General features: G+C 44.2%; 22 protein-coding genes and 1 tRNA gene. 8 read left to right on the top strand and 15 right to left on the bottom strand.

Annotated elements, in window-relative coordinates; genetic code table 11:
* Positions 1-7 precede the first annotated feature (7 nt).
* From traM to GS399_RS05570, 5 genes are all read left to right on the top strand, one after another.
* Positions 8-1,066 (top strand): conjugative transposon protein TraM, encoded by a 1,059-nt coding sequence (gene traM / locus GS399_RS05550; protein WP_160843606.1) that lies wholly within the window; start codon positions 8-10, stop codon positions 1,064-1,066.
* A gap of 46 nt (positions 1,067-1,112) precedes the next feature.
* The gene (locus tag GS399_RS05555) at positions 1,113-2,087 is read left to right on the top strand and encodes a hypothetical protein (RefSeq protein ID WP_160843607.1); all 975 of its coding nucleotides are present in this window, start codon (positions 1,113-1,115) and stop codon (positions 2,085-2,087) included.
* A gap of 63 nt (positions 2,088-2,150) precedes the next feature.
* Complete coding sequence (locus GS399_RS05560; protein WP_160843608.1) at positions 2,151-2,327, top strand: BF3379 family histone-like protein; 177 nt, start codon at positions 2,151-2,153, stop codon at positions 2,325-2,327.
* 101 nt (positions 2,328-2,428) lie between these two features.
* Complete coding sequence (locus GS399_RS05565; protein WP_160843609.1) at positions 2,429-3,616, top strand: exodeoxyribonuclease VII large subunit; 1,188 nt, start codon at positions 2,429-2,431, stop codon at positions 3,614-3,616.
* Between the two features lie 73 nt (positions 3,617-3,689).
* Positions 3,690-4,211 (top strand): GNAT family N-acetyltransferase, encoded by a 522-nt coding sequence (locus GS399_RS05570; protein ID WP_160843610.1) that lies wholly within the window; start codon positions 3,690-3,692, stop codon positions 4,209-4,211.
* A 118-nt stretch (positions 4,212-4,329) separates the two neighbouring features.
* On the opposite strand, the gene GS399_RS05575 is transcribed toward GS399_RS05570, so the two are convergent.
* The gene (locus tag GS399_RS05575; protein WP_160843611.1) at positions 4,330-4,854 is read right to left on the bottom strand and encodes a hypothetical protein; all 525 of its coding nucleotides are present in this window, start codon (positions 4,852-4,854) and stop codon (positions 4,330-4,332) included.
* Between GS399_RS05575 and GS399_RS05580 the strand changes: the two genes are divergently transcribed.
* A complete protein-coding gene (locus GS399_RS05580; RefSeq protein WP_160843612.1) occupies positions 4,840-5,430 on the top strand; it encodes a UPF0758 domain-containing protein in 591 nt (196 codons plus the stop codon). The two genes, GS399_RS05575 and GS399_RS05580, sit on opposite strands and share 15 nt — an antisense overlap.
* Here the strand turns inward: GS399_RS05580 and GS399_RS05585 are convergent.
* From GS399_RS05585 to GS399_RS05620, 8 genes are all read right to left on the bottom strand, one after another.
* Positions 5,427-6,722: a hypothetical protein gene (locus GS399_RS05585; protein ID WP_160843613.1), complete on the bottom strand. Its 1,296-nt coding sequence runs from the start codon at positions 6,720-6,722 to the stop codon at positions 5,427-5,429. The genes GS399_RS05580 and GS399_RS05585 overlap by 4 nt on opposite strands.
* 127 nt (positions 6,723-6,849) lie before the next feature.
* On the bottom strand, positions 6,850-8,067 hold the full coding sequence (locus GS399_RS05590; protein WP_160843614.1) for a site-specific integrase: 1,218 nt from the start codon (positions 8,065-8,067) through the stop codon (positions 6,850-6,852).
* Between the two features lie 247 nt (positions 8,068-8,314).
* A tRNA-Ser gene (locus GS399_RS05595) sits at positions 8,315-8,399 on the bottom strand.
* Positions 8,400-8,514: 115 nt separating this feature from the next.
* A complete protein-coding gene (locus GS399_RS05600) occupies positions 8,515-9,495 on the bottom strand; it encodes a YihY/virulence factor BrkB family protein (protein WP_160843615.1) in 981 nt (326 codons plus the stop codon).
* 32 nt (positions 9,496-9,527) lie between these two features.
* Positions 9,528-9,935 (bottom strand): acyl-CoA thioesterase, encoded by a 408-nt coding sequence (locus GS399_RS05605; protein ID WP_160843616.1) that lies wholly within the window; start codon positions 9,933-9,935, stop codon positions 9,528-9,530.
* Positions 9,935-10,981 carry an endolytic transglycosylase MltG gene (gene mltG, locus GS399_RS05610; RefSeq protein WP_160843617.1) on the bottom strand — a complete coding sequence of 349 codons (1,047 nt, stop codon included), beginning with the start codon at positions 10,979-10,981 and terminating at the stop codon, positions 9,935-9,937. The genes GS399_RS05605 and mltG overlap by 1 nt, the downstream gene beginning before the upstream one ends.
* A gap of 15 nt (positions 10,982-10,996) precedes the next feature.
* On the bottom strand, positions 10,997-11,287 hold the full coding sequence (locus GS399_RS05615) for a rhodanese-like domain-containing protein (protein WP_160843618.1): 291 nt from the start codon (positions 11,285-11,287) through the stop codon (positions 10,997-10,999).
* A complete protein-coding gene (locus tag GS399_RS05620; protein WP_160843619.1) occupies positions 11,287-12,054 on the bottom strand; it encodes a PASTA domain-containing protein in 768 nt (255 codons plus the stop codon). The genes GS399_RS05615 and GS399_RS05620 overlap by 1 nt, the downstream gene beginning before the upstream one ends.
* 83 nt (positions 12,055-12,137) lie before the next feature.
* Between GS399_RS05620 and GS399_RS05625 the strand changes: the two genes are divergently transcribed.
* Together GS399_RS05625 and GS399_RS05630 are read left to right on the top strand one after the other, a co-directional pair.
* A complete protein-coding gene (locus tag GS399_RS05625) occupies positions 12,138-13,127 on the top strand; it encodes a D-alanine--D-alanine ligase (protein WP_160843620.1) in 990 nt (329 codons plus the stop codon).
* A gap of 140 nt (positions 13,128-13,267) precedes the next feature.
* Positions 13,268-14,323: a glycoside hydrolase family 43 protein gene (locus GS399_RS05630; RefSeq protein WP_160843621.1), complete on the top strand. Its 1,056-nt coding sequence runs from the start codon at positions 13,268-13,270 to the stop codon at positions 14,321-14,323.
* 42 nt (positions 14,324-14,365) lie between these two features.
* Here the strand turns inward: GS399_RS05630 and GS399_RS05635 are convergent, their stop codons facing one another.
* The 6 genes from GS399_RS05635 to pbpC all read right to left on the bottom strand — a co-directional run bounded on the left by GS399_RS05635 (position 14,366) and on the right by pbpC (position 23,134).
* Positions 14,366-15,541 carry a cation:proton antiporter gene (locus GS399_RS05635; protein ID WP_160843622.1) on the bottom strand — a complete coding sequence of 392 codons (1,176 nt, stop codon included), beginning with the start codon at positions 15,539-15,541 and terminating at the stop codon, positions 14,366-14,368.
* Positions 15,542-15,552: 11 nt separating this feature from the next.
* The gene (locus GS399_RS05640; protein ID WP_160843623.1) at positions 15,553-16,527 is read right to left on the bottom strand and encodes a polyprenyl synthetase family protein; all 975 of its coding nucleotides are present in this window, start codon (positions 16,525-16,527) and stop codon (positions 15,553-15,555) included.
* An 11-nt stretch (positions 16,528-16,538) separates the two neighbouring features.
* The gene (gene rnr / locus GS399_RS05645; protein WP_160843624.1) at positions 16,539-18,674 is read right to left on the bottom strand and encodes a ribonuclease R; all 2,136 of its coding nucleotides are present in this window, start codon (positions 18,672-18,674) and stop codon (positions 16,539-16,541) included.
* 21 nt (positions 18,675-18,695) lie between these two features.
* A complete protein-coding gene (locus GS399_RS05650; RefSeq protein WP_160843625.1) occupies positions 18,696-19,409 on the bottom strand; it encodes a 3'-5' exonuclease in 714 nt (237 codons plus the stop codon).
* Positions 19,410-19,505: 96 nt separating this feature from the next.
* On the bottom strand, positions 19,506-20,708 hold the full coding sequence (locus GS399_RS05655) for a DUF763 domain-containing protein (protein WP_160843626.1): 1,203 nt from the start codon (positions 20,706-20,708) through the stop codon (positions 19,506-19,508).
* A gap of 35 nt (positions 20,709-20,743) precedes the next feature.
* Positions 20,744-23,134, bottom strand: coding sequence for a penicillin-binding protein 1C (pbpC, locus tag GS399_RS05660; protein WP_237487872.1), 2,391 nt, complete (start codon positions 23,132-23,134; stop codon positions 20,744-20,746).
* Positions 23,135-23,140: the final 6 nt, after the last annotated feature.

Here is a 23,140-nt window from a genome sequence, read left to right on the forward strand (position 1 = left end):
TGATTTTATGGATAAGGAAACAAAGAAAAAATGGATGCTGTGGCTGCTGCCTGTGGCTGGTCTGCCGCTGCTGGCGCTGCTTTTTTATGGCATGGAGGGCGGGGTTGAAAGCCGGAATGGTGTTATTCCTGGCGCTCAGATCAGCGCTTCGCTGCCGGAGGCAAACTTCAGGGATAAGCAGCCGTCGGGAAAACTGGGTTTTTATGAGCGGGCGGAACGGGATAGCGGGATAAAAAGCGCTGACAAGGCTGTACAGCGGGAGCTGGCTTTTAACGGGCAGCCTGATGGTGGTTCTGCGGTAGATGCGCCGGCCAGGCAGATCGATGAGAAGCTGGCAGAAATCAACAGGGCGATCGGCCGCAACGAAGCTCAGCCGGATGCCGGGATGATTCAAAAAGCAGCCAGGCCGGCAGAAATGAAAGGGGACGTGGATCGCCTGGAAGATTTGATGACGATGCTTAGGGAAAACGGGGAGGCGGATCCCGAGATCAGTCAGCTGGGTGGCTTGCTGGATAAGATAATGCAGATCCAGCGTGCGGACGTATCGGGAGCGGGGCAGACAGAGGGATCGCAGAAGGACCCCCTTATTCCAAGGGATACGGCGTTCCAGACCGTTCCGGCAGTAGTTTCCGGTGCGCAGCGGGTAAGTGACGGTGAAGTGGTTTGCCTGGCTCTTGCCGACAGCGTGCGGACGGGAGGCCTGCTTTTGCCGAAAGGTCAGCTGCTCTACGGCGCCTGCCGGGTGCTTAACCAGCGGGTATTGCTGGATGTACGCACGATCAGGGTCGGTGACCGTATTGTTCCGGTTGATCTTGCGGCTTTCGACCTGGACGGAATGGAAGGCTTAGCCGCACCGGAAGCGGTGCTGGCAGGTTTGAGCGGCCAGTTGCCCCGTGTTGCGGGAGGTTTTTCGCTTTCGGGCATGGACGCTTCGGCGGGCGGCCAGGCATTACAGGCGGGGATGGAAGCAGCGCGTTCACTGCTGGAAAGAAGGGCGAAGCCAATCAGGGTGCGTCTTGAGGGTGGTAAGCGGGTATTACTGCGGGATAAGACGCATGGTCACTGAGTTTTTGTAAGGATAATTAACAGAGTATAAACTAATATGTGTAGCGATGAATGAAAACAATTTGGAGAACCTGAAAAAGGAGATGGGCGCGCTGGGATTCAGCGCCGGGCTGATCAAGCAGATGGAGGCGCAGATGAAAAAGGATGTGCCGGAGTTTAAGCTGTATGGGCATACGGAGGCCAGCCGGGGACAGGTTGATCTGGCGCTGTATTTTAAGCGGAGTAACAAGTCGGATTATTATTACCTGAATAAGTTCGAGGCTTCACATAACCAGTCGCATAACCTGAAGGAGGGACATGCTTATATGATGATCACCCCGGCAGAGGGTAGTAATGTGGTTAAGAAGCTGGGAAACCTGACTGAGGCGGTGGAATATTTCAGGGACCAGAAGGGAACGCATGAGCTGGCTGCGGGGAAGGATGCTTCCGATAAAATAACGCTGGCACGCATGGAGAATGGAAAAGTGACGGAAGTCGATAAGGACTTCCGCAGGGCTTTTTATGCGCCTCCCGTAGCCCAGAATTTCTGGCTGGAACGCGGCAAGGGCTTTTCGGTGGAACAGGCGGCTAATATGGTTCAGGGCCGGGCGGTGTACCGGGAGGATATGCTGAACTTAAGCGGCAAGCCGTATGAGGCCTGGACGCAGCTGGATAAGGAACAGGGGAAAGATCAGCACGGGCAGCTTTCAGTAACACGTTATACCGAGGCGTATGGCTTTCAGTTGGCGGAGGTGCTGGATAAATATGCGATCCGCGAACTGGGCGATCCGGGTCACAGGGAGAGGCTGGAGACTTCGCTTAAAAACGGTAACCGGCCGATGGTCACTTCCATGCAGGAAGGGCAGGAGGTCAAGTTGTTTATCGAGGCGGTGCCGCGTTTTAAGCAGCTGAACTTTTTTGCAGAGAACGGGAAGATGGAAAAAAGGGAACAGTTTTTAAAGGAAAGCTCGCAGTCGCTGGGAGCGTCACGCAGCAAGGGGCAGGCAGAAGAAGTTACCCAGCGTTCCGGGTTGAAAATTTAAGCGGGCTGCATTTGGAGGTGTATTTTAATCTTTTATTTTTACGGCACTAATTATAAATGTACTATGGACAAATTTCAAAAATTAAAGGAACTGGTAGCTTCGGTGGAAGCTGACGCGGACAAATTTTACAGCAAACAAAACTCGGCCGCTGGGACGCGGGTGCGTAAGGCAATGCAGGACTTAAAAAACCTGGCCCAGGAAATACGCACCGAGGTCACCGAAAAAAAGAATACCAAATAGCGACGTATTCCCGAACACACTTTATATGAATGCCCGGCTTGCCGGGCATTTTTTGTTGTAAAGAGTGTACCCATATAGATAAATTGATAATTTTATCGCTGATGGAATCCGAAAAGTCAGCAACTGTTACTTACTCACCCGCGGCAGTTTTAAACCTGTTCAACAATTCCTTATCTGTTAATGAGACGAAGCGGATTGTACAGCTTAAGGGGATATATATCCAGGGCAAGGGTATGCAGTACAGCGGATACTTTTACGATATTTTCCGTGACGAATCAACTGATGCCGCGATTACTATCCTGGTGCCGCCACTAATCCGTAACGAACTGCAGCCAAATAAAACTGTTACGGTTAACGGCTTTATAACCCGGCGCATTATTAATTCATCGGGCAGCATTCAGATACAGCTTACCGTTACTGATCTGGTCGGGCAGACTCAGAACAAATACACGGAGGATGATGTCAGGAAAATTCAGTTGATGCAGGCAAAAGCTGCTACAGGTTACCGCGATGTTTACAGCTGGCTGAAGGAAAAGATAATTACGGAAGAGCCGTTCAAGATCGGTATAGTCATTGGTAAAACGGGGATAATCGACAACGATATCAAACATCAGCTGCGGGAATCGATCGGTTTTTATGATCTTAGTTTTCATCGGGTCAATTTGAGTTCTGAGGAAGAAATTTTAACGATACTTGACCGGCTCAGCAATGAAAACTACGGCCTGGTAGCAGTATCCCGCGGTGGTGGCGAAAATCTTGATATTTTTAACAGGTTTACAATTGCTGAGAAGGCTGTCAGTCTTCAATCCTTATTTGTTACGGCCATCGGGCATAAAGATGATGTTACCCTGCTTCAAAGGGTCGCTGACAAATCCTTTATTACGCCGTCTGAATTAGGCCAGTTTCTAAACGACGTTTACAATGAGACTGTAGCGGAACTTGAGAATTCTAAAGCCAGGCTCATTGAATCCGTCAAACTCCAGCTTACGGCCGGTTATCAGAAGCAAATAGATAATCTGAATGAGAAATTAAAAGCAAACGAGGAGCTTCGTTTGAAAACAGCCAAAGACCTGGAACTGGTTTACAAAGAAAAAATGGAGTTGCTGAACGGTCAGTTAGCCGGTGAACAAAAATTACAGGCCGAACGGGTCGGCATATTAAACGATCAGATTAACAGTTATAAAAAGCAGATTGCCCAAATCGAAGGAAAGGCTTCCGTTAACTGGACGATAGTTGTAATCGCTGTTATCGTGGGATTGATCATCGGCTATCTCTTAAAGGGACATTGATCTTAACTGCCTCTGTGGTCATCAGCAGTTCCCGCCGGCAATCAATTAAATTATTAGAAGACATAAACATATCATGCACTACGAATTCAGAAAAGCAGAAACTAAGGATGTAAATAATATCTGGGATGTCCTGCAACAGGCGATCGCTCGCAGAAAAGAAGATGGCAGCCGCCAATGGCAGGACGGTTACCCAAATCCGGAAGTCGTACAAAGTGACATTGACAAACAAGCCGGCTTTATGTTATGTGATGCAGATACCGTCATCGGTTACTGTGCAGTTTTTGTAAATGATGAGCCGGCTTATGAAAAGATCGATGGCAAGTGGTTAACTAATGGTGATTTTGTAGCTGTACATCGTGTCGCCGTTTCCGACCAATACACAGGGAAAGGTTTAGCTAAAATTATACTTCGCTTTGTGGAAGAATACGCGATGAGCATGCAAATAGTGAGTATTAAAGCAGATACTAACTTTGATAACCCGGCAATGATGAAGACTTTTGAAAAGCTGGGTTATAGTTATTGCGGGGAGGTGTATTTTCGGGGCGGCGCGAGAAGGGCGTATGAAAAAGTATTAAAACCGAACTTTAATTTGTAAGCGTTCACAATATTTGCAGATATGGGTGTTGTAACTTATATTAGCGTATCTAAATGCTCTCTAACAATGGCGAATCGATGAGGTTCGCCTTTTGTATATAGCGATTCCTGGATTAAAATCAGATTTCCAGTTGTTCAAAACTAAATACGAGTAATATCTTTCCGTTTTCGAGCTCTTTCCAGCCACGGTCAAAGCAGTAATGATAAATTTCCTGTTTTCGGGTAATGGAAATGCTGGTGAAGTATTTGAAATGAAAGCCGGCGTCAATAAGTTCATAACGGCTGATTACTCTTGGTTCGCCGCCGGGCATATACCGGATCATGATCTGGTGGTTGCGCTGGATGACGCGGATGACTTTGGCAATATAGGGATCCAGGGATCCCTGGCTTTCCCTGCGTTTTCCGCGGTTGTAGGTGTTCCGGCAGGTATCGTTACAGAAAACCTGGTCGGAACGGCCGTGCAGTTCCTTTCCGCAGTTGCGGCAGTTCTTTTCAGGGTGATCTTTGTATAATTGTATCAACTTGATAATTAACTGAATATCCGATCCGGATCGCGTATATCCGGTATACGCGAATGTTAACCGGATAGTTGCAGTATGTGTTTGCAGATTTGCTGAAAACAGGGTATTATGAAACCAGTACATTTAGCGAGCGAGTCATTTTCTTCCGGCAGGAGACATTATTATTTAGATTTTAACAGGGCGGTGAACCAGCGTGATTACATACGAATCTCCCGGAATGATGAGCTTGGGGGTAATCGCTTTGATAAACGGACGGTAGTTGTATTCGAGGAGGATTTTGAATTCCTGATCCAGGCTTTTGCATCCCTGTTTCGTACTGCTGCGTATAGCGGCAAAGAGGTGCGGGTACAGGATTTAAAGCGATCATGTTCTGAGGAAGGCCAACCGTCAGGAATTAAGAGCTGGCCGGTGTCAGAACGGCCGCGCGAAAAACTGGTTCAACACGGACCTGAAAATTTGAGCGATGCGGAACTTCTGGCTATTCTTATCGGTTCGGGTACACCGGGCAGGACGGTGGTTGACTTAGCACAGCAAATGATGAGCAGTGTCCAGGGGGACTTGAAACGATTGGCCGGATTGACAAGCGATGAGCTATGCAGGTTTAAGGGGATCGGTGTCGTGCGTTCGCTGACGATCATCGCGGCTATGGAACTGTCTGCCCGGATGGCCGGCATTAGAGTAGGTTCTGTCTGTTATTAAAAGAAAGTGCAATGGTGGGCTGCTCTCATTAGTATAACCTGGCCGTCTTCCAGGGTCGCAGGCAACGTGGCGGGAGTACCGGTCCGCATTAAGTTGCTGGGGAAGGCTGGAGGTGATGTTGTATGAGCCCATAAATTACAGGCATGTCCGCATTCGTGGGCCATACCGGTTACTGGTTGTCCGCTGTTAAACTGTACGGTCACATAATTGGACCATAAGGCCAGGGAACAGCCTGCCGATGTTCCTCCAATAAAACTTCTGACGGCGAAAACATAGATGGGCGCTCCGTGCCCGACCAGCCGTCGTGCGTTCCCCCAAAACAAATTATTGATTTTTAGCTCGAAGCTTGACCCGGTAGTTAAAAGGTCGTCTCCAAAGGCGGCCGCGCCGCAATTGACATCAAGCGTCTGCGGGGTACTTGGCCGGTTTTCAAATACAGTAAAGTCTTCAACGGCGGTTGCAGCATGGGATGAAAACGGTGTAGTGAACTGAAACGGCCGGAACGGGATGACTTTGATATTGGCCCTTACTTTATATAATTCGATCATGACGTCCAGTTGGGCCTGTACCTCGGCGGCAGTTGCTACAGGTACACCAAACCCATCTTGCTGGACGATAATGACAATACGCAGTAACTTTTCCGGAGGCCGGATACCGATAATGCTGAGAAGTCCGAAAATAATGTCCAGGACAGCGTTAATGATAGTGGAAACCAACCAGCCGATAATGTTGACGATGCCTTCAATGATTCTGCCGATGACCGGTAAAGAAAAAATGAATCCGGCAACCCAGGCGAGGGCATTGAGGATAAATCCGACAACGGCATCAATAACGGTAACGACCGCTCTTACGACGGTTGTCACGGCAGCGATAACACCGTTAACCAAGTCACTGAAAAAACTCCCGATGGCGCTGAATACATTGTCCGGCCCGTCGGTAAGCCAGGTCAACGTGATCGATCGCCCGTCTTTTTCAACCAGTTCAAAAATGTCGTACATGTCGGTATGTATACCGAATATCTTCGCTTTGGCGATGGTGAACTTATGCGCCGGGTAGTCGGCGGACGAAATTCTGATCCTTACAGGACCATGGTTGGCATCCTGTGTTTGTTGTTCGGTAAGGATCCGGCCGGTGTGAATATTAATAAATTTGATGCTTTTCCACAAGGTTACAGCTGAGGCGGTGTTCATGGTAATTGTTATTTCACCTGGTGTGCCGGTAGTTTCAACGACATTAAACCGGTCGAAGTCCCGCAGATTTGGAAAAGCAGACCAATTAATTCTATCAGCCATCGCTAAAACTGGTTATATCTTACCGTCATACAAATTTGTTTATTATAACAAATGCAGACAATGGCCAATTCTAATCATATTGCAGTTTTTGAATGCTATCATGGCGAGTTTCGTATTCATTTGCAAATCACATTAACCTTTTTTTAAGGGCGGCCATGTCCTCACCAACCTTGATATCTAAGATTTTCGCATAGTGCTGGGTTGTTTTAAGATTAGTGTGTCCCAGCATTTTGGACACTGTTTCGATAGGCACCCCATTCAAAAGTGTAATGGTTGTTGCAAAGGTGTGCCGGGCAATATGAAAGGTCAGATCTTTTTTGATATTGCAGAGATCAGCTATTTCCTTGAGATATGCATTCATCTTTTGATTGCTTAAAACGGGTAAGAGGGAATTGCTGACCTGGCATTGCGGATAGTCCTGATAATTTTTTATCAGTTCTAAAGCAAAAGGGAGCAATGGGATTTTTGAGGGTGTAGAGGTCTTTTGCCTGTATGTGTGTATCCACATCTCTCCGTCGATTCCTTTTACAAGCTCTGAACGTTTTAGCTTTTTTACATCTGCATAGGCCAGCCCTGTATAACAGCTAAACAAGAAAATGTCACGTACTTGTCCTAATCTCGGTATATTAAAGCGCTTGGTGGCCATTAAAGCAATTTCTTCTTTAGTCAGAAATTCCCGTTCTACGGTCTTGGTTTTTATCTTATAATTACTCAATGGATTTATACTGATCCAACCATTCGCCAGGCAAAGCCGGATAATCTTGCCGAAATTTTTCAGATACTTTACCGCCGAATTGTTGGCACAATTGCGAACGCTCCGCAGATAAAAATCATATTCGCGAATAAAATCGTGATCGATTTTACGAATATCTATATCGGAGAGATTGTATTTCCATTTGAGGAAATCAGCAGTGTGTTTTAAAGATGTCTGATACCGTTCATACGTGCCGGGTGCATATTCTTTGCCGACCAGGGCCTTTACCTTTTCATTGTGATCGTGAAAAACTTCGAGAATTTTTCTGCAGGTTATTTTTTTACCATGGAACCTGTCTTTAATCAATTTGGGAGTTATAACAAGATCAGGTTCCATTTCGCGGTAAAACCGATAAATGTTGTTAAGCTTCTGTTCAAGGTTATCGAGAGCCTGGTTGGTATTTCGACTTTCATCGTCTTTGCCCTTGAGCCGCTCAAATGTCTTGTTCCATTGACCGGGCAGGGCATGACAGCCTGAAGTCATTTCAATACGTTGAAGGTCAACGGTAATTCGTGCGTAAACTGGTAAACGGCCGCTTGAATAACCTTTTGGTTTCTTTAAATAAAAGAGGATTTTAAAATAACTCTCCATAACGATCTGTTTAAGCGTTTTAAAATTAACTTAACAGCGTGGCTAAAAAAAGATGTTTATCTATCGAACTGGTTGTAAATCAGTAGTTTAAACCATTTCTGGTGAGTTGTGTGCTTTTGGATAATAACTCACCAGAATACTCACCAGAAACATGGTTTTAGATGAATATTTTGGTGTGGCCCAAAAACAAAAAAGCCCGTTAATGATACATTAACAGGCTTTTTATATGTTTTGATATAGTTATCAGCGGAGAAAGAGGGATTCGAACCCCCGGACCTGTTACAGTCAACAGTTTTCAAGACTGCCGCATTCGACCACTCTGCCATTTCTCCGGGGGCAAAAGTACAAATACGAACTTAATCTGCAAATAGGAATGATTATTTTATTGGTGTTATAACTTAAGTGCTTCAAATTGAGGAAGAAAAATTTGTTCAAGCTATCTGAAACCTACTTTTTTAGAGTTTCTTCAACGGGTTCCTTGAACGAATTGAACATTGGTTTAATGATTCGAATGCTTTTTTTCGACAGATCCAGGCTTGCGTTGAGCTCAAATCCTATTAAAATGATCAGCGAGTTAAGATATAACCAGATCATGATAACGATCAGCGTTCCGATCGAGCCGTAAAGTTTGTTGTAGTTGCTAAAGTTATTAATGTAAAAGGCGAAGCCCCATGACGTAAGCATTGCTAACAATGTTGCTAACCACGAGCCGGCACTAAAGAGCTTCCATTTTTTTGCGTTGGCGGGGCCGTACCTGTAAAGCAGTGAGATAGTTATAAGGTACATGCCGATCAGTATAATCCAACGCCCCAGGCCAATTAAAGTGATCCAAAACGATTCTTTAAAAGTTAGTTCCTTTTGCAGGTAACTGAATATGTATTCGCTGATAGTTAAAATAGTAATGCTGATGATAAGCGCCATCACCATTAAAAGCGTTAAGGCAAGCGCTACTGCACGACGTTTTAACCAACCCCTGGTTTCCAGTATCAGCGACGATTTGTTAAAAGCTTGCATCAGATTGTGTACCCCATTTGTTGCAAAAAACAAAGCGGTGATAAATCCTAACGACAGTAAACTGCTGTTCTGGATCTTCACAATATCTTTTATCGTAGACTCAACAGCCAGGTAGGCGTTGTTTGGAAGTACAGAATGAATGATCTCCATCAGTTGATCCTGGAAATGCGCTATCGGTACGTACGGGATGAGCGTAAATAAAAAGATGATCGCAGGAAATATCGCCAGCATAAAACTGTAAGCAAGCGACGATGCCTTGTTAACCAAAGAATCTTTTCCAATTTCTCTGAAAAAGAAAACGGCTACGGTGTAAATGGGGAGCGGACTAAAGCCAGGAAAAACAACGACTTTGGTCCACTCAATGAATTGGCGGTAGGGTTTTACATTACAAAGCTGTTTATGTAGCCAGTTCATCTAGTCTTAACTTGCTTTTATCAGGTTTGTTTTTAGGTGAAATGTGGTTTTAATTTTTCCATAAAATCTTTCGGCGGCGCACATGGCCTGTTTCGTTCCATGTCGATAAATACCAAAGTTGTTTCTCCGATATTAATCAGCTCATCCTTCTCATTATAAAGTTCATATTTGAACACGATTCGAGCTGTCGGAATCTTCTCTAAAATAACCTTAATTCTGATATTCTCATCATAATAGGCAGGCTTAATATACTTGCATTTAAGTTCCAGCACAGGCATCATGACGCCGCTTTCTTCCATTCCGCAGTAAGTCATTCCAATAGAACGGAGCATTTCTACACGGCCAACTTCGTAAAACGATGCGTAATTGCCATAGTACATATAACCCATCTGGTCGGTTTCTCCGTAACGGACGCGGAGGCTTGTCTCAACAACAAACATTATTTCTTGATGTTCCTTTCGTCAAGGGCCGCCTGGAATTTGTGGGCATAGGCAAGATGCTGCGCCATGTTCGATGAGAAGTTATGATAGCCGGAAAAATCTTCCTTCGCAACCATGTAAATAAAGTCGTGTTTCTTGTAATTAAGCACTGCATCGATTGCTTTTATACTTGGCATCATAATCGGTCCGGGAGGGAGGCCGGTATGCAGATAGGTATTGTAAGGCGACTCTGTACGCAGATGTTTATTAAGAACGCGATGTATATTGAAATCTCCCGTGGCAAAAATGACGGTCGGATCTGCTTCCAGTTTCATTCCTTTTTTATAACGGTTCATATACAGCCCGGCGATCATCGGCATTTCATCATCATGAAGCGCTTCCGCGTCGACAATTGCCGCCAATGAGCTTACCTGTTGTTCGGTTAACCCGATTGCCTGCGCTTTTTGCTTGCGCTCAGCTGTCCAGAATTTCTGGTATTCGTCGTACATTCGTTTGAAGAACTTATCGGCAGGTGTGTTCCAGTAAACCTCGTAGGAATTCGGTATGAACATCGCATAAACATTGTCGGTAGTAAATCCATATTTTCCAACAAAGTCTGATGAATTCAGCAGATCAAGAAGCGAAGTTGAGTCCGTTTCAAGTTGTGTTGATATATATTTAGCAAAATCTTTTTTGAGGCGTATGTTGTGGAATTTGAGTTTTACAGGTTCCTGGTTTCCGGCCTTTAGCATATTGATCAGGCCGCGGTTACTCATACCTTTTTTTAAGGTGTACCGGCCGGGCTTAACGCGTGTGGTATAATCCATGTTATGAGCCGTCCATAAAAAGTAGGTGGTATCTTTAACGATGTTGCTGTCTTTGACGGTTTTAAAAACGTCATCAAACGTTGCCCCGGTTTTGATATATAAGTATTTTTTCTCGCCAGTTACATTTGGCCCAAAATACCTCAGGTAGTAATTAAACACAGTTATTCCAAGCGCAATAACGATGATAACTGCCAGAGAGATGATTATCTTTTTTGTAAGTCCCGACTTTTTTTCAGTCATGATTATATTTTGTTTTTATCTGTTATAAGACAATAAACCGCCTTTAAGGTTTTTTACGTTTAAGTATCCCGCCGCCACAAATTGACGTCTTGCAGTCTCGCTACGCAAGCCGCGCTGACATATCACAACGATTTCTGCGTCTGTATCGAAGTCGCCATCTTCCAGGAAGGAAGGTAACCGACCCAGAGGAACGTTGATGCCGCCAATGTTAAACGTATTGAATTCCAGTTCTTCACGCACATCAATTAGAGTCACAGGCTTTCCTGCTGTCAATGCCTGTTTCAGTTCGGCAGGTAAAATATCCATTATTGCTGATTAGAGACGACAATATCAATACGCGTTCCAATTGAGACTTTTGTAAGGCTGTCGCTCAATGCAGGCGTTTGTTTGACGATTTTTACGTTTGCCGAATCGGTTATGGCTCCTTCGTAAGTGATGTTTCCGAGATTTAAGGAAGCGCCGCGAAGAGAGAATTTCGCTTCATCGATACCAAAGCCGGTCAGGTCTGGAAGATCCACCTCACTGGCTCCCATACCGTCGCCTAATACCAAATCGACTTTTGAACCTTTTGGTATCTGCTGGCCTTTGGCAATGCTTTCCCCGCCAAATTTAACGTCGAGGATACGATCCCGTGCGATATCAGATATATAGCTCGTGTCGCCAACTTTCAGGCCGTAATTGCTTAAGATAGCCTGCGCCTCAAGAAAAGTCATTTTCAAAATATCCGGGAAGCCGACGTTTGGCGCCTGGCGGGTAATAATGGTAAGATAGATGGTTCTGTTTTTCTTAACATTTGTATTCGGATCGGGATCCTGCTCTACAACCAATCCCGGCTGTTTATCAATCTGGTACACCGAATCTATCTGATATCTGAATCCCTGCGCTTCCAAAGTTTCTATTGCATTTTCAACACTGAGGCCCTTTAATTTTGGTACCGGCGTGCCTTCGCCATGACGGGTGTAAAAGCGAAGACTGAAGAAAACGACCAGAATAAATGCAACAACTGAAATAAGGGCGAATAGAAAGTTTTTTCGGAATTCGCTGGTTTTTAGATATAAAAAAAAGTTGCTCATCAAGTTTAATTACAATGGTTCCAAAAGTACTATTTAGTATTGAAATTAAAATTTTCGTACGGTGCTTTCCTATCTTTGGCTCGATGAAAAAGAGAATTGCCCTTGTAACCGGTGGTTTCACCGGCGAGTCAGTCGTATCGTTTAAAAGCGCTGATTTTGTTATGAGTAAAATCGATCCTGCCAGGTACGATGTTTATAAAGTGATTATCACAATAGAAGATTGGTACGTTGAAATCGGCCAGCAAAAAGTGCCGGTAGATAAAAATGATTTTAGCATTGCTGTAGATAATGAAATCATAAAATTTGATGTTGCATTTATCATTCTTCATGGTGCGCCAGGCGAGGACGGAAAGTTGCAGGGTTACTTCGATATGATCGGTTTACCCTATACGAGCTGCAACGCCCTTACGTCGGCTCTTACCATGAATAAGGGATATACGAAGGCTGTTGTAGACGGCTTGCGTAACCTTCATATTGCCCGTTCGGTTCAACTGTTCGCGGGACAAAAGAATGCAGAGGATCTTATAACATCGAATTTACAACTTCCTTATTTCGTAAAACCTAACAACGGCGGCAGCAGTATCGGTATGAGCAAGGTTAAGGAGATTTCTGAACTTGCAGAATCACTTGAAAAAGCTTTTAATGAAGACAGTCAAATCCTGGTTGAAGAATTTATCGATGGCAGAGAATTCTCGGTAGGCGTTTACCGCGATGAAGAAGGAGTGAAGGTTTTGCCAGCTACCGAGGTGATCAGTCCAAAAGAGTTTTTCGATTTTGAAGCAAAATATACGCCGGGTATGACGGAAGAAATTACTCCAGGCCGCATGAATGAAGAGGAGCGAAGTCGTGTAGAACAAGTTGTGACAGATGTTTATGTAAAGCTTAACTGCCAGGGAATGGTGCGGATTGACTACTTCCTGGAGAAAGCCACCGACAAATTTTATTTTATTGAGATCAACACGATTCCGGGACAAACTGAAACAAGTTTTATTCCACAGCAAGTCAAAGCTGCAGGGATGAACATCAGTAATTTTTATGAAAACCTGATTCAAACAGCTGTTTGCCGGCATTAATTTTAACAGGTAAGTGGAGGTGTTAATAAGTTGTTTTGATAAACAAAATTATAATCTGATTTACAATTATATATGTTTTTTATAGCGACTATTTCAAGAATAATTCTTACATTTTGCAACCGATTGCAAAACCTAAGTAAATGAAATCAGAGTTATTTATTACCGCGTTGTTTTTGACTGTTTCAGGGACAACTTTTTCGCAGACTATCCCGGATAGTTTAAAGCCAATATCGCAACCCCTGGTTACGGATATTTACACTGCCGACCCTTCGGCCCATGTGTTTAATGGCAAGATATATATTTATCCGTCGCATGATATCGATGCGAAAATTCCGGAGGATGATGTAGGCGGGCATTTTGCCATGAAGGACTATCATATCTTTTCTATGACTAGTATTCCTGGTAAAGCTGTCGACAATGGCATTGCGCTGGATATTAAAGATATTCCATGGGCTGGTCGACAGCTTTGGGCACCCGATGCCGCATACAAGAACGGAACATATTTTCTTTATTTTCCCGTAAAAGACAAACAAGACGTGTTTCGTATGGGAGTAGCAACATCGAAGTCACCGGTAGGACCGTTCAAAGCACAGCCTGAACCTATAAAAGGCAGTTACAGCATCGACCCGGCTGTGTTTACCGATACCGACGGTAGCTCATACATGTATTTTGGCGGTATTTGGGGCGGGCAGCTTCAGCGCTGGCAAACCGGCAATTATAACGCGAATAGTAAAGAACCGGCAGCAACCGAGCCTGCAATTGGCTGCAGAGTGGTACGTTTATCGAAAAATATGCTTGAGTTTGCAGAACCCGTGAAAGAAATCAAGATTTTAGATGAAAACGGAAAAGAACTTTTAGCAGGCGACAATAACCGGCGTTTCTTTGAAGGCTCCTGGATGCACAAATACAAGGGTAAATACTACTTCACTTATTCAACAGGCGATACTCATTTTCTGGCCTATGCCGTAGGCGACTCGCCCTATGGGCCGTTTACCTATAAAGGAGTGCTGATGGAGCCGGTTCAGGGATGGACAACGCACCATTCAATTGTTGAGTTTAAAAATAAGTGGTATATCTTCTACCATGATACGCAATTGTCTGGAAAAACGCATTTGAGAAACATTAAAGTAACAGAACTTACGCATAATGCGGACGGCTCGATTAAAACGATCGTTCCTTATGTAAAGGTAAAGTAGCTAATATCGAGTATCGCAGACCGGAAGGCTTGCGATACTTTTTTAAACTTCCTTTTTTGAGGATAAGAAAATAGCGGTCGTCATAACGATACTTGTCCCGATTATCAGCATAAACAAAAGGCCGGTTCCAACTTCAGTCAATCGCAGCGTTGTGGGCAGATGAAAAAATAACAGGATGCTGATCAAGCCTCTCGGGCTAATAAATGTCTCCGGTAGAATATCCGTTTTATTGATCATCTTCATAAAGAAGATTCGGATCAGATAGATCAGGCAAAGAATAATCAGCCCGTATTCGACGATTTCGAGATTCTGCAGCTCGTTTATCCTCATAGTAAATCCAAAAATCACGAAAAAGAAGGTTCGGAGTAGAAAAGCGCTTTCGGCCGACAACTGTAAAAGCTGGTTTAAATCGCGTGACAAATGATGATAAATAAAATACCGTTGAAACCAGGGAAGATGTATCTGGTTGGCGTTGTTCAAAAAGAGGCCAAAAGCCAGGATGAGAATAAGGGACGATAACTGGTACTGCTGGCCCAGCGCATAAAGCATGATCAATATCGAAATGATCAGAAAGAATTTTATGTGATGCCTTATTTTACCCATCAGGTAAAGCAACACAAGGCATGCCGCAGCCGAAAACACAATAACGAGGATGGTGTCTTTTGCAAGATTAACAAACGAGGTAATCGAGATCGTTTGATTCTCTATCGCGAAATTAAAAAACACAATACCCAGAATATCTGAAAAAGACGATTCGTAAATAACGAACTCCTTTTTTCGCTTGCTCAAGCCGCTCACTGATGGGATTGCAATTGCCGAGCTAATGATGCTTAGTGGGATAGCGTTAACAAAGCATCTCATAAACGCATTTCCGGTTTGATAGGAAAGCAGTAGTGCGATAACGATCGTCGTCGTTATAAGGATAAGGAAGGCAATGAGAAGAGTGTTAATTATAAACTTATTTTTTTCGTTTGAATATTTTAGCTCAAGCGCTCCTTCGAATACAATAAGAATTAATCCAAGTGACCCTAATGTGGGTAATATTTTGTTAAAGTCGAATAGTCTAATGTTAAAGTAATCAGTAAGATACCTAAGACCGATTCCAAGAAACAGCAATAGCAAAACAGATGGCACCCGGGTTTTGGACGCAAAGAGATCGAATAAATAAGATAAGACTACCAGCCCGCTCAAAATGATCAGGATGCTGTATGACGACATAATCCTGCATTTTAATTTTCTCTCACCAGCAGATCTTCTGCAAATCTTCGCAATATTTGTTTTTTATCGGCGTCGACAGGCAATGCTTCAAGGTATTGAAGGGCCTTTTCCGCGTGCCTGTTCATTTCCTGTTCAGCAAGTTGACGAATTCCCAGGCGGTTATAAATCGAAGTAACTGACTGTATTTTAGTTTGCGGTTCGGGATTCTCGGCATTAATCCAATAGGATAACTCTTCGTTATCCAGCTCTCCGGCGTCTTCGAGGGCTTTAATCAATAGAAATGTTTTCTTGTTGGACAGTATATCGCCGCCGACCTGTTTGCCGAACTTTTCCGGGTCGCCGTATACATCCAGGATATCATCCTGAAGTTGAAACGCTATACCCAGATTCTCGCCGAATTGATACATCGTTTGAGCATTTTCATGACCTGCATTGCCGATGAGTGAACCAATTTCCAATGCGCCAGCTAGCAATACAGCGGTTTTTAAACGAATCATTTCCAAATATTCATCTACACTTACTTCATCTGTTTGTTCATAATTCATATCAATTTGCTGACCTTGACAAACAGAAGCTGCAGTATCTCCGAAAACCTTTAGAACATCACGTAAAATATTATCCTCTACTTTGATCATCAGTTTGTAAGCTTCCACAAACATGATATCTCCTGATAAAATAGCTACATTTTCATTCCATTTTACATGTACCGTTTCCTTGCCTCTGCGTATCGGTGCTTTATCCATAATGTCATCATGCATTAAAGTAAAGTTGTGAAACATTTCAATCCCGACCGCGGCGTCAAGGGCGCTTAACACGCTACCACCGAAAAGATCGCAAGCCATTAGCAAAAACACGGGCCGCATTCTTTTGCCGCCCAGTGACATGATATAGTTAATAGGATCGTAAAGTTCGGCCGGCTTTTCGTTAAAACGCTTTTCCTCTATAGCCTCATTTATCAGGTTTTGTAAAGTATGTAAAGATTGCATGTTCTGGTTTCTTAGCGGTCTGTGACCAATGTAAAATCAATTTGGCGCTTACTTAAATCCACTTTCTTAACACGTATTTTCACTTCATCGCCGAGCTGATACTTTTTCTTTTTGCGCTGGCCGATGATACAGTAGTTTTTTTCGTCCAGGACATAAAAGTCGTCGGTAATATCACGCAAACGTACCATTCCTTCGCATTTATTTTCAATTATCTCAACATACATTCCCCATTCGGTTACCCCAGAAATTATTCCCTGGTATTCGGCACCAACATTATTTTCCAGGTATTCAGCTTGTTTGTATTTGATGGAAGCCCGTTCCGCATCCGCAGCTTTCTTTTCCATTTGTGACGCATAGACACACATTTTCTCGTATTCTTCTTCATTTACAGATTTCCCTCCATCAAGATAATGCTCGAGTAAGCGATGCGCCAGCACATCAGGATAACGGCGGATCGGCGATGTAAAGTGTGTGTAATAATCAAAGGCCAAGCCATAATGGCTCGATTTCTTTGTAGTATAAATGGCCTTCGCCATCGACCGGATGGCAAGCTGTGTCAGTACATTTTGCTCTTTTTTTCCTTCCACATCTTCCATCAGGTGGTTTAGTGAACGGGCAACTTCACGGTCGGATTTTGTGTTAATCTTATAGCCAAATTTCATAGCGAATTGAGCAAATCCGAGCAAGTTAGTTTCGTTCGGTGCATCATGGGAGCGATAAACAAACGTAAGCTTCTGTTTCCCTTTTCCTTTTTTAGCAATGAACTCAGCGACTTTCTTGTTTGCAAGAAGCATAAAATCTTCGATAAGCTTATGCGCGTCCTTCCGTTCCTTCACATAAACTCCAATTGGCTTTCCGTTTTTATCGAGGTTGAATTTTACCTCTGTTGATTCAAAGCTGATTGCACCATGTTTAAATTTCCGGTCGCGGAGTTTGTAGGCAAGTTCGTTTAACGCCAGAATCTCTTCACTGTATTCTCCTGTCTTATCTTCTATTAGCTTTTGTGCGTCTTCATAGGCGAAGCGTTTGTCAGAATGGATAATTGTTTTTCCAAACCATTGATCGATCACATTTGCCTCTTTATCTAACTCAAATACAGCAGCGAAACATAATTTATCTTCATCAGGCCTTAAGGAACAGACACCATTGGAAAGCCTTTCGGGAAGCATTGGAATCACTCTGTCTACAAGGTAGACGGATGTGCCCCGTTCGAACGCCTCCTTATCAAGGTGTGTATTGGGCTTTACGTAATGTGAAACGTCAGCGATGTGAACACCAACTTCGACATTGCCGTTATCGAGCCTGCGGAAAGAGATCGCATCGTCAAAGTCTTTAGCATCAACAGGGTCGATGGTGAATGTGAGAATGTTTCTGAAATCTTTTCTTCTGGCAATTTCATCCTGGCTTATTTCTTCCGAAATTGCATTGGCTTCATTTTCTACATCTGCCGGAAACTCTAGCGGGAATCCGAAATCGGCGAGAATAGCATTCATTTCGGTATTGTTCTCGCCCTGGGCCCCCAATACGTGCTTAATCTTCCCGATCGGATTTTTAGCATCTTCGGGCCATTGGACAATACTTGCGACGGCTTTTTCGCCGTTTTTAGCGCCGTTAAGGTCCTCAAGCGGAATAAAAATATCATGCAGCATCTTGCGGTCGTCGGGTACGAAGAATGCGAAGCGTTCGGAAAGTTTTACGATTCCTGTAAAGTCGGTTTTGGCCCGCTTTATAATTTCTACCACTTCACCCTCTTTACGCCGTCCTTTACTTTTTGCGTAAACGTATACTTTTACGATATCGCTATGGAGAGCAGTTCGCAATTTACGTGGAGCTACATATATATCATTCTCAAACTCATCATCGGGTACGATAAAAGCTGAGCCGTCGGCGGTCATATCTACCTTGCCCGTAATAAAGTTCTTGAGTTCTTTCAGGTTGAATCTGCCTTTTTCCGTTTCCTGGAACAGGCCTTTCCTGGTTTCTTCAATCAGAATATCGCGAATAGTGTCACGCGACTCGTTATCTGATAAATTGAGTTTAGCTGAAACCTGTTTATAGTTAAGCGGCTTGTTGCCGGTTTTTTCAAATACATCGCTGATTAGCTGTGTTAATACCAGCTGAACGTGGTTAGCTTTGTTTTTAGCCATTAATTCGTTTTCTTAATTCAACTATTCTACAATCGTAATGTTTTCGTCAGCAATAAGCGGCTGACACCTGAAACGCAGCAATAGCTGGGCTGTGGTTATCACATCTTTCTGGCAATAAGTTTTAATCCGGGCTACATCGCCTTCGTTCCAGTAAACGCGCTGCACATCTGCGCCGGTAATATCGTCTTTGGGAGTTGGAATATTAAATATCGCAGCCAGCAGGTTTAGCGACGTGTAATTTTTATAGTCGCCGAACTTCCAGAGTTCCATTGTATCCAGGTGATTGATCTCCCATGGTTTTTTTCCGCTAATTTGAAGTTGCTCGGGAATCGGAATACAGTTGATCAGCATGCGTCGACAGAGGTAAGGAAAGTCAAATTCTTTTCCATTGTGGGCGCACAGCTGAATGCCTGCCGGCTGTTTATTCAACAAATCGATAAAGCCGTGTAACAATTCTGCTTCATCATGGCCGAAAAACGATTTTACCCTAAAACCTAATTTTCCGCTTTGGCGGGTAAAAGCACCTACCGAGATGCAGACGATTTTTCCGAATTCCGCCCAGATACCAGCCCTGGAATAATATTCTTCAGCCGTTTCATTTTCCTTGCGTTTATAAAGGGATTTTTGATTCCACAGTTCAGACAAATGCGGTGGAACTTCACTGAAATTGGCATATTGAGGCACTGTTTCTATATCCAGAACAAGCACCTGCTGCAGATCGATTTGATTTAGCATGTCTGTAAATTTAACAGATAAAATGAAAAATCAACATAATTGGCTGGCCGGCCTAAGCAAACAGCTTGTTATAAAGAGAATAAAGTTTGTGCGGCATCAAAATAGCTTAAGCTGGATATCGACCGGCGCTTTAGCGTTACCGAAAACAGTTCTGCCGCCATAGCGCCATGAATTGTCGCGTTCATTTTGGATAACCTGCTCAAAGTTCGCGCTCGGCCGGAAATCTTTTTCCGCGCGTTGGGCTATTTCGGTCAATTTTTTTATTGCTTGCTGCTTATCTGTATACCCGATTTTAGCCTGATGAACTGCTTTCTGAAGTGTTCCGATTGTTTCATCATAAACTTTTAAGGGAACGGGAAAGGGGTGTCCGTCCTTCCCACCATGTGCAAACGAAAATCGCGCCGGATCATTAAAGCGGGTCGGTGCGCCATAGATAACCTCGCTAACCAGGGCAAGGGACTGCAATGTGCGCGGACCAAGGCCTTCCAGCAAAAGTAAATCCTCAAAATCGGATGGTTTTTTTTCGTGCGCCAGCCAAAGAACCGTACCGAGGCGTTTTAAATCTACATCTTTGGAACATACATCGTGATGAGCCGGCATGATCAGTTTCCGGGCTTCGGAAAGCATTTTATCCGGATGCTCTGCACTTATTTCCAGCATCGTGTTGCGTGCGTTCGAAGCATCACGACTTACCATATTCAATATTTTTCCCTGGTTCTTACCGTAAATGAACGTATGTGGTTCGTTTACAAAGGAAGTTAAGTTTGATGAATGCCAGTGATAGCGTCTTGCCGTTGAACTGCGGTCGCTCATGCCTTGCTGCACAACTGCCCAATGTCCATCATCGCTGACAATAAAGCTATGAAGATACAGTTGAAAGCCATCTTGTATGGCCGTATTATCAACCTTGGCGCTTAACTTGCTGCATCTTACCAGGTAATTACCGTTAAGTCCTGTACGGTTGCTAACTGCGATCAATTCATTCGGCGTTTCACGGGATGATTTACCCTTGCCACCGCAAATGTAAATTCCCATTTCCTTAGAATGCGGATTGATCGCTCGTTTCAAAGCACCCATAACAGATGTTGTAATTCCTGACGAATGCCAGTCCATTCCCATTACAGCGCCGAGGCTTTGAAACCAGAAGGGATCGCTCATGCGCCTGATCATTTCCGCTTTTCCGTATTCAGTCAGAATAGCTTCCGTGATAGCCAGGCCAAGTTTTCCCATTCTCTCGGCCAGCCACTTGGGTACATGCCCGTTATGTAAAGGTAAATCTGCCGATCCGGAACGCTTCATTGCTAACAAAGTTAGTAAAAATAAGCTCAACGTGTCTACCTCTTCTTATCCAAAACCTCAAAAACCTGCACCAGCCTGTTTCCTTTATCGTCAATCAGGGTGATAGTATGCTTTCCGTCGGGCGGACTTAAAGCCAGTTCATGATAGTCGGTTGTGGTTGCAATATATTGATTATCCAGGTGCCAGAAAATCTTTGCTTCCGAATTCCTGTGCGCAGCATTAAGGATCATTTTACCACGACTGCCGTCAATTTCGACTGGTATATAAACTTTCGCATTGTTTTTCGGATAGATGAGTTCCATCGGCCGGTAATCATCCTGGTTAATCAGGCAAGATGTTTTAAAAGCAGGCAACGACTCGTAATCGCGATGACGTAGTTTATAATAATATTCCATCGACGGCGGCAAGACGAACCAGCTTTTATGAAGCATGTTTTCCGGTGATTCGCAATCCGAAGTAACCTGGAATGTTCCTGTTTTATCCAGGTGAACCAATTGATGGTACGGGCAAACCGGTGATTTAACCCCTGGAATCTGAACGAAGGTCGTATCCTTATCCGGGCAATTTTTACCGGCACGAAAGCCGCTCTGTCTGCAAACTTCGATTCGCATGAGCCGGTCGACCGGCGATTTGAACCAATCTGATCGCGGCAGCAGGTCGAAAATATCAAACAGGATGGGAGCAGCCGTTTCAATTCCCGTTAAGCCGGGACGGCCTTCGCCATCGGCATTTCCAACCCAAACACACACTACATATTTTGAGGTTGAGCCAATCGCCCAACCGTCGCGGAAGCCGAAGCTTGTACCTGTTTTCCACCCGATTTTTTGTGATGATGAAAACTGCTCCCACAATCCTTCTTCCCCCGGACGCATTACTTCCTGCATCGCCTGGAAGGTAAACCATAACGACCCGTAATCGATAACAGATGAAGGGGACTTTGAATGTTCAGACTTCTCTAACGTCTTTAAGATATATTTCGGAGCATGATAATCTGCCTGATCGTACTGACGATTATTTTGATCAAAATGATTCAGCGTTCTGGCCATACTTGCATAAATACCCGAGAGTTCCCACATGGAAGTTTCACAGCCGCCAAGGATAAGCGATAACCCGTAGAAATCCGCTGGTTTAACTAATGTTGTCATTCCCAGCTTTTTTAACTGCTGATGAAAACGTTCGTATTTATATTGCTGCAGCATTTTAACCGCGGGAATATTCAACGACCGGCTCAGCGCTTTTGAAGCGGGAATGGCTCCGTCATAACCCAAATCAAAATTTTGAGGTGTGTAACCACCAATTTGTGTTGGGATATCCGGGATTAAGGTGTTCGGTAAAATCAATCCGTCCGTAAGCATGCTAGCATATAACAAGGGCTTGAGCGTGCTTCCCGGGCTTCGCAGCGAAGGAATCATATCTACGTAGCTTTCCATTTCAGGATTGTTCGGTTCGTTGATATTACCAACGTAGGCCAGCGCGTTCCCTGTTTCTACATCTAAAACTAAGGCGGCGGCATTATTTATTCCATTTGCTTTAAGCGTTTGGTGATAGCGCTGAAGCAACGAACTGACATTTTGCTGTAACGCAAGTTTAACGGTGCTTTTGATAAGGGTAACACCTTCCGGCTGTTTTTTATAATCCGCTTTAAACCTCGAAAGCAGGTGAGGAGCCAGCTGCGGGAGAGGCAGCGGTTTATCGGGAATAGGTTCCAGCCTGGCAAGGCGGCAGGTAACCGGATCGATAACTTTTTCCGTTTGCAATCTGTCAAGCAAACGGTTGCGTTTTGCTAACAGGCTGTTCCTGTTTCTGCCCGGATGAACCAGCGATGGAGAATTTGGCAAAACGGCTAAGGTCGCTGTCTCTCCCCAGGATAATTTGTCCGCACTTCGGCCGAAATAACGCCAGGCTGCTGCTTCCAGGCCAATTACATTGGTTCCAAAGGGTGCATTGCCGGCATAAAGCGTCAGGATTTCCTTTTTCGAAAAGGTCATTTCCAACCTTAGGGCGACGATTAATTCAATAATTTTTTGCCAAATGGTACGCGGCCTGTTTCGACTGAGCCGGATAACCTGCATGGTTAATGTACTTCCTCCGCTTACAACACGCTTTGCATTCAAGTTTTGACTAATGGCACGCGCCATCGCCAACGGATCAAAACCTGGATGATAAAAAAACCGGTTGTCCTCATAAACAGTGATACACTTTGCAAATTTCTCCGGAACGGAATCATTTGCCGGAAAACGCCACTGCCCGTCGCTGGCAATGGATGCGCTTAAAAGCTCACCGTTATCGGCTTCAACCACGAAAGAAGTAGGCGCTTTAAACAGTGTAAGAGGAAGTGAAAACCAAAACCAGGTTAACATGCCGATTCCCAAAACAACCGGTATAAATACTTTGGGCCGCCTTAACCGACTATAAAATTTTTTCAATCAGCT

Origin of the sequence: Hufsiella arboris (genome assembly GCF_009834875.1) — a bacterium.
Taxonomy (GTDB): domain Bacteria; phylum Bacteroidota; class Bacteroidia; order Sphingobacteriales; family Sphingobacteriaceae; genus Hufsiella_A; species Hufsiella_A arboris.